The organism is Plantactinospora sp. WMMB782, assembly GCF_049179135.1.
In the GTDB taxonomy this organism is placed as follows: domain Bacteria; phylum Actinomycetota; class Actinomycetes; order Mycobacteriales; family Micromonosporaceae; genus Plantactinospora.
The window spans coordinates 1,233,270-1,247,393 of sequence record NZ_JBMHMC010000007.1 but is presented as its reverse complement, the minus strand read 5'-3'; the positions used below and the strand labels follow the sequence as shown (position 1 = coordinate 1,247,393).

Genomic DNA, 14,124 nt, shown 5'->3' with positions numbered 1-14,124 from the left:
CGTTCCTCCCCTGCCCCCTGAAACGCCGCAGGGCTCTCCGGTGTATCGGGACTCCGGTGACCCTGTCGGCCTAGTGAGCATGCCCGCTGGCTCCGCCGGGCGTCGAGGTCTTTCAGCCTGAGCTGAAAGACGCTGATAGATCGCGCCGAGGTAGAGTGCGAATGGTCGCCGGGCCACCCCATCCGGCGACTCGGGGAGTGCGCGCCATGCTGCGGATCTTCTTCTCGAGCGAGGACATCGCCCGGACCCGGGTCGCACCTGCGGCGGACCAGGTCTGGGAGCTGGTCCTCAGCCTGCACCTGCTACAGGGGCGCAGCCGGGACCCGATGATGGCGGGCTGGCGGCGGGGCGTCTCCGGCGGGCTGCGCCGGGACACCGTACCGGGCCAGTTGCGGCTGCTCTTCGCGCTCAACCCGCCCCGGGGCTACTTCCCCGACTTCCTGACCCCTTACCACAGCATGTACGGCCTGGCGGCCGGGCTGGACGCCGTACGCTCCACTCCGATCGGGGCACTGGAACGGGACCTGACCGTACTGGCCGGGGAGAGCCCGCTGCCGCTGCCGGGCTCGGCGAGCGCACTGGCCCGGGGCGACGTCGAGGTACTGGAACACCTGACCGACTCGATGCGGCTCTACCAGGCGACCGCGATCGAGCCGTACTGGGACCGGGTCCAGGCGGCGGTGGAGGCGGACCGGTCACGGCGGGCCCGCGCCCTGCTCGACGGCGGTACCGAGGGGCTGCTGGCCAGCCTGCGCCCGGCGATGCGCTGGGACGCGGGCGTACTGGAGGTGCCGGACTATCCCGCCGACCGGGAGCTGCACCTCGACGGGCGCGGCCTGCTGCTGGTGCCGTCGTTCTTCTGCGCCCGCATCCCGGTGACGCTGCTCGACCCGGAGCTGCCGCCGGTGCTCGTCTATCCCGTCGACCGGTTGGGCGGGCTGACCCCGGCACCCGGCGAGGGCGTCGGTCCGGTGCCGGCGGCCGGTCGGGAGGAGAGCCGGGCGGCGCTGGCGGCGCTGATCGGGAAGACCCGGGCCCGGGTGCTGGAGGTGGTCGGCGACGGCTGCTCGACCGGCGAGGTGGCCCGCCGGCTGAACATCTCGGCGGCGGCGGCCAGCCAGCACACCGGGGTACTGCGCAACGCCGGGCTGCTGGTCAGCCACCGCGACCGCAACACCGTGCTGCACAGCCTCACCCCGCTGGGCAGGGCGATGCTGAGCGGCTGAACCCGCTTACCGGCCGGCGTTCTCAGCGGCCGTCGGCGGGTGTGGTGCCGAGCAGCAGCGTCGCCCCGATCCCGCCGTCCGGTGCCGGAAGCACGGCGGAGCCGACACCCTCGGCGGCCAGCGCGGCCCGCAGCCGGTGCAGGTCGGCGCCGAACCGGATCAGCACTCCGGGATCGGTGCCGGCCGGGCCGGGAGGCGCACAGTCGAGCAGCACGGCACCGGCGGCGTACGCCTGCTCCGGGGCGGCGGTCGTGCCGAGCCGGGCGCGTACCCGTGGTTCGTCGGTGACAAGCGTGCAGACCGTGCCGGGCGCCAGGACGCCGGCCACCGTGCCCAGCGCCCGGTCGACGGCCGCCCGGTCCGGCCCGGCCCCGGTGCCGTCCAGCCCGGCCGGCAGGTCCAGCACGGCCGGCACCACCGGGCTTCCCGGACCGCCGGCCGGCGACTCGGCGAGGGTGGCGGCGGCGCGCAGCCCGTCGGCCCGCGCCTCGGCCGTGCCCAGCGCGAAGAGGTCCTGCTCGGCGTCGCGGACCAGCACCGCCGCGCCCGGCCCGTCGTCCGGGTCGGCCGCGCCGAGATAGCCGCGTACCACCGCCACCGGCACCTGGTCGCACTTGCCCTTGACCAGTTCACCCGCGCCGGCCAGCTCGTCGACCACGGCCATCTGGGTGATGTTGAGCTTGTTGCCGTACGGGTCGACCTCGCCCCGGTGGTCGCGGACCGCCGGCATCCCGGCGACCCCGAGCGCCACGTCGGTCAGGCCGTTGCGCCACGGTCGGCCCATGGTGTCGGAGACGATCACCGCCACGTCGGCGCCGTGCCGCTCGCGGATCGCCGCCCGCAGCGCCCGCGCGGAGGCGTCCGGGTCCTTCGGCAGCAGCACCAGCCGGGAACGGTCCACGTTGGAGGCGTCGATCCCGGCGGAGGCCATCACGAAGCCGTGGTGGGTCTGCACGATCCGGGTCGCGCCGCGCCGGGCCACCGGCCGGGCGGTCTCGCCGGCCAGCACCTCGGCCCGGACCGCCTCCCGTTCCGGCCCGTCCACGGGTACGTCGACAAGCCGGCCCTCCGCCTTGGAGACGATCTTGCTCGTCACCACCAGCACGTCGCCGTCGCGCAGCCAGGGCGCGGCGGTCGCGATGAGCGCCGACAGGTCGTCGCCCTCGGTGACGTCGCCGATGCCGAGCACCGGCAGCACCTCAAGTCTCATCCCAGCTCCACGGCTTTCGTCGCCCGTCTGGCTTTCGTCGTCCGTCCGGCTCCCATTGCCCGTCCGGCTCCCATTGCCCGTCCGGTTCCCGTTGCCCGTCCGGTTCCCGTTGCCCGCCCGGTTCCCGTTGCCCGCCCGGCTCCCGTCGCCCGTCGGGCGGCACCGGTCACGCCAGCTCCAGGGCGGTCCGGACCATGGCCGCGGTCGCCGCCTCGTCGGTCATCCAGAGTGGGGCCGCCCGCACGGTCACCCCCTCGACCTCGGTCCCGGCGTCGGTGCCGTCCACCAGCCAGGCGTCCAGGATGCCACCGGCCGACCGTGGGCCGTACAGCCCACCCACGCCGGCCGCCGTGCAGGGCACGCCGAGCACCGCCAGGCAGCGGTCGGCCATCCCGCGCACCGGTGCGCCGCCGATGATCGGCGACACCCCGACCACCGGGGCGGGGCCGGCGACCAGCGCGTCCCGCAACTCGGGTACGGCGAGCACCGGCGCGATGCTCACCACCGGGTTGCTCGGGGCGAGCAGCACCACGTCGGCACCGGCCAGCGCGTCGAGCACCCCGGCCGCCGGCTTGGCCGCCTCGGCGCCGACGAAGACGAACCGGGAGGTGGGCAGCTCACCCCGGTGGCGTACCCACCACTCCTGGAAGTGGATCGCCCGCTGGGCGCCCGGCGGGTCCCCGTCCGGGTCGGTCACCACGACGTGGGTCTCCAGGCGGTCGTCGGTGGCGGGAAGCAGGCGTACCCCCGGTTGCCAGCGGGCGCAGAGTGCCTCGGTGACCGCCGAGAGGGGATAGCCGGCGTTCAGCATGGTGGTCCGGACCAGATGGGTCGCCACGTCCCGGTCGCCGAGGCCGAACCAGGTCGGCTCGGCACCGTACGCGGCGAGTTCCTCCTTGACCGTCCAGGTTTCGCCGGCCCGGCCCCAGCCCCGTTCCCGGTCCGCACCGCCGCCGAGGGTGTACATCACACTGTCCAGGTCCGGGCAGATCCGCAGGCCGTGCAGTACGACGTCGTCGCCGACGTTCACCACCGCGGTCACCTCGGCACCGGCCTGGCGGGCGTACGCACGCACGCCGGTCAGGAAGCGGGCTCCGCCGATGCCCCCGGTCAACACCACGATGCGCATGACGTCCATCCTCGCCCATCGACGTGGAGCGGGCGTCGGGCGGGCCGGGCGACTAGGCTCAGGCGACGCAGGAGTCCGTAACCGCCACCAGGGGGAAGCCTTGACCAGCCAGCCCGGGCCCGCGCCGAGCGAGGCGCCGCAGGCCAGTTCGACAACCAAGCCGCTGCGCGAGCTGATCGCGCTGGTGCTCGTCGGGGCGAACGCCCTCTTCCTGTTCAGCGGGCTGATCGAGCTCTTCTTCGGCGGCTGGGAGAACTCCGACTTCGGCGACCGGTCGCTCACCTACTTCTACGCCTTCGTCGGCCTGGAGCAGGTGGCGCTGCCGGTGCTGGCGGTACTGCTCGCCACGCACATCCAGCCGGTCGTCGGGCAGGCCCGGGTGATCACCCTGGTGGCGCTCGTCGAGTACGCCGTCTCGGTGCTGCTCGGCGGGATCACCCTGCTCGCCGCGATCTTCGGGCTGCTGGCCGAGACGCAGTTCCGGCAGGCGTTCACCCGGACGCTGGTCTTCGTCGGGGCGTACCTGGTCCTCCTGGTGGCGGCCTTCGTGGTGCTGCGGGTGTGGCGGACGCTCTTCCACGTGCCGAAGCCGAAGCCGCAGCCCGGCCTCTACGGCCAGCCCCAGCCGGGCACCTACGGCCAGCCCCAGCCGGGCACCTACGGTCAGCCGGGCACCTACGGCCAGCCCGGCACCTACGGCCAGCCGGCGCCGCACGGCCAGCCCGGTGTTCCGTACCAGGGCTATCCGCCGGCCGGTCAGGCCGGGCCGCACGGCTACGGCCAGCCGACGGTCTACGGCCAGCCGAGCGACTACGCCCCGCCCGCCGGCTACGGCCAGCCCGGATACGGCCAGCCGGTGCCGTCCTCGGCCCCGCCCGCGTCCGGGCCCCCTGCGTCCGCGCCCCCCGCGTCCGCCCCGCCCGTCTCGGCTCCGCCGTCGTCCGCGCCACCGGCACCCGCCTCCGCGCCTCCCGCCCCCACATCTCCCTCCTCCGCGCCGCCGGCACCGCGCGCGCCCGAGGCGTCCGCACCGTCCGTCGGCCCGGTCGCCTCGGTCGGGCCGGCGCCGTCCGTCGGCGCCGGCCCGTCGGCGAAGCCGGAGCCGGAGGACGAGGAGGAGGGGCGGACCCAGGTGATCCCGCAGCGGCCGGCGCCGGTCGAGCCCACCCAGCGGATCAACCCGGCCAGCCAGCAGCCGTCGGCCGGCGCCCAGCCACCCCCGGCGGACCGGGACGACGACCCGACCCAGCCACGCTGAGCCGGCCGCCCGGCGAGTCCGTCAGCACCGGCTGCGGGACCGCCGGGCGCGGCAGCACCGGACGTGGAGCACCGCAGGACCACCGGGCGTGCCGCCACCGGGCGTGGCAGCACCGGCTGCGGGACCGCCGGGCGCGGTCCGGCCGGCGGTGCGCCTAGGCTGCACGAGTGGCTGATGGGACTGATCAACCTACCGTTGCGAGTCTGCGCCGGGCGCTGCGCCGGGCGACCGACGGGCGGCCCCTCGACCCGGACGAGGCGACCGCGCTGCTCGCCGCCCGGGGTGGGTTCCTCGACGAACTGCTGGCCGTCGCCGGCCGGATCCGGGACGCCGGGCTGGCCGACGCCGGCCGGCCCGGCGTGGTCACCTTCTCCAAGAAGGTCTTCGTCCCGCTGACCCGGCTCTGCCGGGACCGCTGCCACTACTGCACCTTCGCCACCGTGCCGCACCGGCTACCGGCCGCCTTCCTGGAACGGGACGAGGTGCTGGCGATCGCGGCGGCCGGCGCCGCGCAGGGCTGCAAGGAGGCGCTCTTCACCCTCGGCGACCGGCCGGAGGAGCGCTGGCCGCAGGCCCGACAGTGGCTTACCGAGCGCGGCTTCGACTCGACCCTGGACTACCTGCGGGCCTGTGCCGTCGCCGTACTCGAGGAGACCGGGCTGCTGCCGCACCTCAACCCCGGCGTGCTCTCCTGGGCCGAGCTGCAACGGCTCAAGCCGGTGGCGCCGAGCATGGGGATGATGCTGGAGACCACCGCCACCCGGCTCTGGTCGGAGCCCGGTGGCCCGCACCACGGCTCGCCGGACAAGGAGCCGGCGGTCCGGCTGCGGGTGCTCGCCGACGCCGGGCGGGTCGGCGTGCCGTTCACCACAGGCATCCTGATCGGGATCGGCGAGACGCCGGCCGAGCGGGTCGACGCGATCTTCGCCATCCGGCGCAGCGCCCGGGAGTACGGGCACGTCCAGGAAGTCATCGTGCAGAACTTCCGGGCCAAGCCGGACACCGCGATGCGCGGGATGCCCGACGCGGAGCTGCACGAGCTGGCCGCCACGGTGGCGGTGGCCCGGATCCTGCTCGGGCCGGGCGCCCGGATCCAGGCCCCGCCGAACCTGATCGAGGGGGAGTACGACCTGCTGCTGCGGGCCGGCATCGACGACTGGGGCGGGGTTTCGCCGGTGACGCCGGACCACGTCAACCCGGAGCGCCCGTGGCCGCAGCTGGACGAGCTGGCCGCGCGTACCGCCGCCGCCGGGTTCACCCTGCGGGAACGGCTGACGGTCTATCCGGAGTACGTCCGGCGGGGCGACCCGTGGCTCGATCCGCGGCTCGCCGGGCACGTCGGGGCGCTCGCCGACCCGGTTACCGGGCTGGCGGTCGAGTCGGCCCGGCCGGTCGGCCGGCTGTGGCAGGAGCCGGACGACGCGTTCGTGCCGGGTGGGCGTACCGACCTGCACGCCACCATCGACACCGCCGGCCGCAGCGCCGACCGGCGGGGCGACTTCGACTCGGTCTACGGCGACTGGGCCGAGGTCGGCGCGCAGGTGAGCAGCGCCGCCCCGGCGTCCGACGCCGAACCGCGGGCTGAGCTGCGGGCCGGGCTGCGGCTGGCCGCCGACGACCCGGCCGCGCTGCTGGAGCCCCGGCACGAGGCGGCGGCACTGGCGCTCTTCGCCGCCGACGGGACGGCCCTGGACGAGCTGTGCCGGATCGCCGACGACGTCCGCCGGGACACCGTCGGCGACGACGTGACGTACGTGGTCAACCGCAACATCAACTTTTCGAACGTCTGCTACGTGGGTTGCCGGTTCTGCGCGTTCGCGCAGCGGGAGCGGGACGCCGACGCGTACCGGCTCTCGGTGGAGCAGGTCGCCGACCGGGCCGAGCAGGCGTGGGCGGCCGGCGCCACCGAGGTCTGCATGCAGGGCGGGATCGACCCGAAGCTGCCGGTGACCGCGTACGCGGACCTGGTGCGGGCGGTCAAGGCCCGGGTGCCGGGGTTGCACGTGCACGCGTACTCGCCGATGGAGATCGTCACCGGGGCGGCCAAGGCCGGGGTGCCGGTCCGGGAGTGGCTGACCGAGCTGCGGGACGCGGGGCTGGACACGATCCCGGGCACCGCCGCCGAGATCCTCGACGACGAGGTGCGCTGGGTGCTCACCAAGGGCAAACTGCCGGCCGCCACCTGGGTCGAGGTGGTCGGCACCGCGCACGAGCTGGGCATCCGGTCCAGCTCCACGATGATGTACGGCCACGTCGACCATGAGCGGCAGTGGCTCGGGCACTTCCGGGTACTGGCGGGGCTGCAGGACCGGACCGGCGGCTTCACCGAGTTCGTCGCGCTGCCGTTCGTGCACACCAACGCGCCGATCTATCTCGCCGGCATCGCCCGGCCGGGTCCCACCTGGCGGGAGAACCGGGTCGTGCACGCGATGGCCCGGCTGCTGCTGCACGGCCGGATCGCCAACATCCAGTGTTCCTGGGTGAAGCTCGGCGACTCCGGTGCGGCCGAGCTGCTGCGCGGCGGCTGCAACGATCTCGGCGGCACGCTGATGGAAGAGACGATCTCCCGGATGGCGGGCTCGGACCACGGCTCGGCGCGTACCGTCGCCCAGCTCGAACGGATCGCCGCCGCCGCCGGCCGGCGGGCCCGGCCCCGGACGACCGTCTACGGGTACGCCGGCTGACCTCGCCGTCCCACCTGCCGGACAGCTCCGGAAGGTTTCGGTCAGGCCGCGCCAGGGCGCGCCGGCCGCGCCACGCCGGATATCCGACGCAACTCGCCGTGCGGGCGTTACCCGCACCGGGTCTGAATCGATAGGGCAGGTGTTGCGAGACCCGATGACTCCACAGTCGTCCGGGCACGCGGTAGGGGTGACTCCATTTAGCAGGTTCGGCTTGACGACGCACGTATGACACACGTGTAATTTCAGTGGGGTCGTTCGTACGGAGCGCATCAAATCGCTACCGGGCGGACAAACACGCCTTCCGCGTGGGGGGTTGCGCCGGCTGCCGCGCCGGTGCGCGATAAGGAGGCAACTGGATGGACGGCCGACTCGAGGTGGCCGACCTGCTCGGAAACGCTCCGGAGTGGCAAGAGCGGGCGCTCTGCTCGCAGACCGATCCGGAAGCGTTCTTTCCCGAGAAGGGCGGCTCGACCCGCGAGGCGAAGCGGATCTGCTCCCGGTGCGAGGTCAAGGCCGAGTGTCTGGAATACGCACTCGGGCACGACGAACGGTTCGGGATCTGGGGCGGGTTGTCCGAACGCGAACGGCGCAAGTTGAAGCGTCGCGTCGCCTGAGCGGCCGCGCCCGGGTGGTGGGGGCCACCCGGGTCAGGCCAGCTCGTCAGGGTCGACGCCGAGCAGGTTCGCGACCTGCTCGATGATCACATCGTGCACCAGGTCGGCGAGGTCCTCGCGGTCTATCGCGCGGAACTCCAGGGGGCGACGGTAGAGCACGATCCGGGGTGGCACCTCCTGCCGCCCCGGGCGCCCGGGCAGCAGCCGGGCCAGCGGCACCTCGCCGTCCTCGAGTACGTCCGAGTCGTAGACGTTCAGGTCCGGCGGCACGTCCTCGACCGCGAACTCGACCCCGGCCAGTTCCTTGGCGAACCGCCGCTCCAGGGTTTCCACGGTGTCCAGCACCAGGTCGTCGAAGATCTCCGATTTCGTCCTGGCCAGCGGGACGGTGGCCGGTACGAGCCGGCCGCGCAGCCCGCGCCCGTGCCGGTCCCGCCGTGACCGGCGCCCGGAACCCGGCCGGCGGTTCTCCGGACTGGTCATCTGCACCCCGCTTCGCTAGTCGTGGACGACGGCCCACGACGACAGGGTAGACCTGCTCCGATCAAGATCGGCTCGGGGATTCGGCCGTGTCGGAGCGGGCTGCCCGGAATGTGATCACCACTGTCGGCGTGTCGCAAGCCCAAGCGTGGTGGCGGAGCCGGTAATGGAGATACCGTGCCGCCGTGAGGTCACCACGGCGTTGCTCCCGCAACGGCTGCCCCCGACAGGCCGTAGCCACGCTGACCTATGTCTACAACGAGTCGACAGCCGTGGTGGGCCCGCTGGCCGCCTTCGCCGAGCCGCACACCTACGACCTCTGCGAACCGCACGCCCGGAGCCTGACCGCCCCCCGGGGCTGGGACGTGGTCCGGCACGAGGGTGAGTTCGAGCCGCCGCCGCCGACCACCGACGACCTGGTGGCGCTCGCCGAGGCGGTCCGCGAGGCCGCCCGGCCGGCGCCGCCGCGCCCGGACGAGATCGAGGCGGAGCAGCACCCCGGTCAGCAGACCGGCCGCCGCGGCCACCTCAGGGTCATCCCACCCAGCCACTGAGGCTGACTCGGCCTCGCCCGGGACCGGCGACCACGCGAACGCGCTGAAGCCGCGGTAGCGGGCGGCGATCCGGGTCAGGCTGAATCGCGTACCACCAGGGTCGGCTGGAACGTGACCGAGCGGGGCAGGCGGCCGGGCGACGCGATGTCGGCCACCAGCAACTCGGCCATCTCGGCGGCCATCTCTTCGAGCGGCTGCCGGACGGTGGTCAGCAGCGGCCGGCAGTCCAGGGCGGCGCTGCTGTCGTCGAAACCGACCACGGCGACATCGTCCGGCACCCGGCGGCCCAGGTCCTGCACCGCACGCAGCGCGCCCTCGGACATCAGGTCGCTGGCCACGAAGAGGCCGTCCACGTCGGGGTGCCGCGCCAGCAGCCGGTGTGCGCACTCCTCGCCGCCGGCCCGGGTGAAGTCACCCTCCACCGAGGGCACGTCGGCGAAGCCGCGATCGGCCAGGTACGACCGGAAGCCGTCCAGCCGGTCCAGCCCGGCAGGGATGTCCAGCGGCCCGCTGATCGTGGCAAGCCGCCGGCAGCCCCGGCCGAGCAGGTGCTCGGCGGCCAGCCTAGCGCCGAGTCGCTGGTCCACGTCGGCATGGCTGATCGGGATGGGCTGCGCCGGACGTGCCGACAGCACCGCCGGGATGCCCAGGTCGTGGACCTGCCGGGGCAGCGGGTCCCGCTCGTGGCTGCTGATCAGCAGGACGCCGTCCACGTGACCCTGGCGCAGGTAGCGGATCACGTGGTGGTGGTCGCCCGAATCGGTCGGAATGATCACCAGGTGGATGTCGTGCAGCCGTAGCGCGCCGGTCGCCCCGGCGGTGATCCGGCCGAAGTAGGGGTCGGTGAAGACGCGGTTGAGGAACGACGAATCGTCCGGGCGGTCGGGCTCGGAGATGACCAGGGCCACCGAGTTGGTGCGGCGGGTGACGAGGGTACGGGCAGCCAGGTTCGGTACGTACCCGGTCTCGGCGATCGCGCGCTGCACCATCTCGCGGATCTTCATGTCCACGGTCGGTGCGCCGTTGATCACGCGGGACACGGTCGCCCGCGACACGCCGGCCGCCTCGGCGACCTGGTCCATCGTCGGGTTCCGCCCGCCGCGCGCGGGCCGTGTCGTCATGGCGTCCGTTATATAGCACCGGGTCGAAGGGCCGGAGAGCGCTTCCCCCCGCTGCCCGGGGGCGGGAGGAGGCCGGGGCGGGGGTGGACCCCGCCCCGGCACTGCTGCCGAGCCTGCGGTCAGGTCACTGGTAGACGCGGACGTAGTCGACGAGCATCTGCGACGGGAACGGCGTGGTGGCGTCGATGGGACCGGGGAAGTCACCGCCGACGGCCAGGTTGAGGATCAGGTAGAACCTGTGGTCGAAGATCCACGGGCCGCGGGTGTTCTCCACGGTCTCCTTGCTGGCGTCGAAGACCTGCCGGCCGTCCAGGAAGAACCGGATGCCCTTGCTGTCCCACTCGGCGGCCCAGACGTGGAAGTCCTGCGAAAGGTCCACGGTGGCGTACTTCTGGCCGTACCCGCCGCCGCCGTTGTAGGCGGGTGCGTGCAACGTGGAGTAGGCCTCGCTGGTGTTGCGGCCGAGCACCTCCATGATGTCGATCTCGCCGTTGTACGGCCACGGCCGCCCGGTGAGGAAGTCCTCGCCCATCATCCAGAACGCCGGCCACAGGCCGTTGCCCTTCGGCACCTTCACCCGGGCCTCGATCCGGCCGTACTGCACGTGGAACTTGTTGCTGGTGTTCATCCGGTGCGAGGTGTACTGCCGACCCTGGTAGTCCTGCCGCCGAGCCTCGACCACCAGGCTGCCCTGGCCGTTCATCGACGCGTTCTCGCTGTTCGGCGTGTAGTACTGGACCTCGTTGTTCTGCGGCACACCCGGGTCCATGGTCCACTTCGCGGCGTCCGGCTTGCTGCCCGCCGGACCGTTGAAGTTGTCCTCGAAGACCAGCCGGGTGGCCGGGAACGTCGGGTCGGCGGGTTCGGCCGGTGGGGCCACCGGGGCGCCGCCGGTGCCGTAGACGCTGAACTCCCAGAGCGAGTAGCCGTACGGGCCGCCCCGGGCGGTGCCGTACAGCCGGACGTGGCGCCCGGTGCCGGTGGCGTTGATGACGTCCTTGAGACCGTTGCCGGTGGTGGTGGAGAAGATCGACGTCCAGTTGCTGCCGTCGCCGGAGACCTGGATCTGGTACGCGGTCGCGTACGCCGGGTCCCACTGCAACACCACCTGACTGATCTGCGCCGTGGCGCCCAGGTCCACCGAGATCCAGCCCGGATCCACCCAGCCGGTGGTCGAGCTGGTCGCCCAGCGGCTGGCCGGGTCGTGGTCGAACGCCTTGTCCGGGCTGCACGGGTTGCAGTTGACGTCGTTCTGCCAGGACGAGGCCTGGGCCGGCTTGTTGTAGGAGAGCAGCCGGGTGCCCCCGGTAGGTGGCGGGTTGGTCGGTGGCGGGTCGGTGGGCGGCGGCGTGCCGCCGCCGGAGAAGACCTGGAACTCCCAGAACGAGTAACCGTAGATCTCCAGCGCCCGCTGGGTCAGGTTGATCCGGACGTACCGGGCGGTGCCGGTGACCGGGATGCTCTGCTGGCCGCCGGTGCCGGTCGTGGTCGCGTACGCCTGGGTGTAGGTGGTGCCGTTGGCGGAGAACTGGATGGTGAAGGCGCGGGCGTACGCGGCCTCCCAGTTGATCGCGATCCGGCTCACCGAGGTGGCCGTGCCCAGGTCGACCTGGAACCAGTGGGAGGCGGAGTGTGCGCTGGCCCAGCGCGTGCCGGCGTTGCCGTCCACCGCCTCGGACGGCAGGTAGGCGCCGGGTACCTCGGTGGACGAGGCGGTGGCCGGCTTGCCCTGCGAGACCACCACCTCGGCGGCGCTGGCGGCGGTGGTGCTGACGACGAGATAGGTGCCGAGCAGGCCGGCCAGCCCGGCGCCGAGGACGGCCATGCGCAGCCGGCCTCGTCGGAACACAGAGGATGTCATCGGACGGCTCCTCCTTGGGGGATGGGCGAAGCGGGGGACGGGGATGTGTCAGCGCTGTTACGGGGCGTGAGAGAGCGCTCTTTCGGCATGCTCACTCTGGACCCCCGACCTACGGCTGTCAATGCCTGGTCGCGTACCTGGGGAGCGCTTCCTCAGTGGTTCCGCCACCGGGCAGCCACGGCTCTCGCAGGTGAACCGCATGTTAAGGGGTTGACACCGCCGGGCCCGAAACCTGGATCTTAGGTCTCGGAGCGGCCCCGGCCGCCGGGCATCGGGGCGGGCACCTCAGGAAGCGCTTCCCCGGAATCCGCGCACCTTTCCGCACATGGCGCGCGTCGACCAGCGTGGACGTTGAGCAAGCGCTTCCCGAACGCCGATACTCCGTGGGCCCCGTCCCCCACCGCCGGAGGATCCCGTGCATCCGTCCCCCCGCATCCGAATCCTGCTCGCCGCCGTACTCACCGCCGCCACCGGCGTCGTCGTGACAGCCGGCTCCGCCGAGGCCGCCACCGTCACCGTTCAGGCGGAGTCCTACGCCGCGCAGTCCGGCGCCGGCATCGAGTCCACCGCCGACGTCGGCGGTGGGCAGAACGTCTCCTACCTCGCCGAGGGCGACTGGATGCGGTACGACGGCGTCGATCTGGGCGGAGCCGGTGCCCTGACCGTGTCGGCGCGGGTCGCCTCCGCTGTCGGCACCGGCCGGGTGGAACTGCGCACCGGCTCGACGGCAGGACCCCTGCTCGCCCAGTTCACCATCACGGCCAGTGGCGGCTGGCAGTCCTGGACCACACTGACCAGCACCGCAGCGACCCATCCGACCGGCAGGCAGACGGTGTTCGCGGTGCTGCGCAACACCACCGGCGGCGACTTCGTCAACATCAACTGGTTCTCGTTCGGCGACGGCGCGCCGCCCGCCAGCGAGGTGGGTTGGGTGCCCGTCGATCAGGCCGCGTGGAACGCACAACTGGCCGAGTTCCGTGCCCTGGCACCGCGGCCCGTGCCGGCCGACGCCGTGCGGGTGCCGGAGTTCAACGCCACCTGCGCCTACAGCCACTCCCGTCCGGACGACCCGATCATCTTCCCGGGCCTGCCGGGCGCGTCGCACATGCACAGCTTCCTCGGCAACCGCAGCACCGACGCGCAGACCACCACGGGCACGCTGCTGGCCAACGCCGGAACCAGTTGCCGGCCGGCACCTGACCTGTCCGCGTACTGGATCCCCACCCTTTACCAGAACGACCGTGCGATCGAGCCGAAGGACGTGGTGGTCTACTACGGCTCCCGGCTGACGGACCCGGCGCCGACCGTACCGTTCCCGCAGGGCCTCCGGATGATCGCCGGCGACGCCCGGCTCCAGGCGCCCACCCCGGCGGGTTCGGTGAACGCGTTCTACTGCGCCGGGCCCGGCGGCGAGATCGGGCGCAGCGCGGACGGCAACTGGCCGGTCTGCGCGCCCACCGCGACCCTCATGTTCCACCTGGTGTTCCAGGACTGCTGGGACGGCGAGCACCTGGACAGCCCGACGCACAAGGCGCACGTCGCGTACAGCTACGACGGCACCTGCCGGGGCGAACACCCGGTGGCCATCCCCAACCTCTCGTTCCTCATCGCCTATCCGACCAGCGGGTCCGCGGCCGGCTTCCGGCTCGCGTCCGGGCTGGCCTCCTCCATGCACGGCGACGCGTTCTTCGCCTGGGACAACCGGGCGCTCGGTGAGCGGGTGAAGAACTGCCTGGTGCAGCGGGCCAAGTGCAACACGGACGGCGACTTCTGAAGCCATCCGTGACGTCGGTCCGAACAGGGTCGTGTGCTTCGCGACAGCTCGGCCCGAGGGCGCGGAACACCTGCCCCGCGCGGGCGGTTCCGGGGGGCGGGGCACATTCGTTTCGTCGTGATACCGCCACGTCATCTTGATGACGTGGCGGTATCACGCTCGTCCGGGTATATACCCGCCGGCCGCCCTCGCCGCCGGACGTTCGGACACTTC

General features: G+C 72.9%; 11 protein-coding genes. 6 read left to right on the top strand and 5 right to left on the bottom strand.

Features of this window, described 5'->3' with window-relative positions:
* Positions 1-206: 206 nt before the first annotated feature.
* Entirely contained in the window at positions 207-1,226 is a 1,020-nt protein-coding gene (locus ACN28A_RS07535; RefSeq protein WP_421393623.1) for an ArsR/SmtB family transcription factor, read from the top strand.
* Positions 1,227-1,248: 22 nt separating this feature from the next.
* On the opposite strand, the gene ACN28A_RS07530 is transcribed toward ACN28A_RS07535, so the two are convergent.
* Together ACN28A_RS07530 and cofD are read right to left on the bottom strand one after the other, a co-directional pair.
* Entirely contained in the window at positions 1,249-2,436 is a 1,188-nt protein-coding gene (locus tag ACN28A_RS07530; protein ID WP_421393621.1) for a coenzyme F420-0:L-glutamate ligase, read from the bottom strand.
* A gap of 166 nt (positions 2,437-2,602) precedes the next feature.
* The gene (cofD, locus tag ACN28A_RS07525) at positions 2,603-3,565 is read right to left on the bottom strand and encodes a 2-phospho-L-lactate transferase (protein ID WP_421393619.1); all 963 of its coding nucleotides are present in this window, start codon (positions 3,563-3,565) and stop codon (positions 2,603-2,605) included.
* 100 nt (positions 3,566-3,665) lie between these two features.
* On the opposite strand from cofD, the gene ACN28A_RS07520 reads away from it, so the two are divergent.
* The 3 genes from ACN28A_RS07520 (at position 3,666) to ACN28A_RS07510 (ending at position 8,121) form a co-directional block, all read left to right on the top strand.
* The gene (locus ACN28A_RS07520; RefSeq protein ID WP_421393618.1) at positions 3,666-4,823 is read left to right on the top strand and encodes a hypothetical protein; all 1,158 of its coding nucleotides are present in this window, start codon (positions 3,666-3,668) and stop codon (positions 4,821-4,823) included.
* A 167-nt stretch (positions 4,824-4,990) separates the two neighbouring features.
* On the top strand, positions 4,991-7,507 hold the full coding sequence (locus ACN28A_RS07515) for a bifunctional FO biosynthesis protein CofGH (protein WP_421393617.1): 2,517 nt from the start codon (positions 4,991-4,993) through the stop codon (positions 7,505-7,507).
* A gap of 356 nt (positions 7,508-7,863) precedes the next feature.
* Positions 7,864-8,121, top strand: coding sequence for a WhiB family transcriptional regulator (locus ACN28A_RS07510; protein WP_101367926.1), 258 nt, complete (start codon positions 7,864-7,866; stop codon positions 8,119-8,121).
* Positions 8,122-8,154: 33 nt separating this feature from the next.
* Here ACN28A_RS07510 and ACN28A_RS07505 read toward each other — a convergent pair whose 3' ends face one another.
* Complete coding sequence (locus tag ACN28A_RS07505; RefSeq protein WP_130462161.1) at positions 8,155-8,604, bottom strand: metallopeptidase family protein; 450 nt, start codon at positions 8,602-8,604, stop codon at positions 8,155-8,157.
* Positions 8,605-8,786: 182 nt separating this feature from the next.
* Here ACN28A_RS07505 and ACN28A_RS07500 point away from each other — a divergent pair, with 182 nt between their 5' ends.
* Entirely contained in the window at positions 8,787-9,155 is a 369-nt protein-coding gene (locus ACN28A_RS07500; protein WP_421393615.1) for a DUF3499 domain-containing protein, read from the top strand.
* Positions 9,156-9,229: 74 nt separating this feature from the next.
* Here ACN28A_RS07500 and ACN28A_RS07495 read toward each other — a convergent pair whose 3' ends face one another.
* Together ACN28A_RS07495 and ACN28A_RS07490 are read right to left on the bottom strand one after the other, a co-directional pair.
* Entirely contained in the window at positions 9,230-10,276 is a 1,047-nt protein-coding gene (locus ACN28A_RS07495) for a LacI family DNA-binding transcriptional regulator (RefSeq protein WP_421393614.1), read from the bottom strand.
* A gap of 124 nt (positions 10,277-10,400) precedes the next feature.
* On the bottom strand, positions 10,401-12,137 hold the full coding sequence (locus ACN28A_RS07490) for a discoidin domain-containing protein (protein WP_421393612.1): 1,737 nt from the start codon (positions 12,135-12,137) through the stop codon (positions 10,401-10,403).
* A 415-nt stretch (positions 12,138-12,552) separates the two neighbouring features.
* Here ACN28A_RS07490 and ACN28A_RS07485 point away from each other — a divergent pair, with 415 nt between their 5' ends.
* A complete protein-coding gene (locus ACN28A_RS07485; RefSeq protein WP_421393610.1) occupies positions 12,553-13,911 on the top strand; it encodes a DUF1996 domain-containing protein in 1,359 nt (452 codons plus the stop codon).
* The last annotated feature ends 213 nt before the right edge of the window (positions 13,912-14,124 follow it).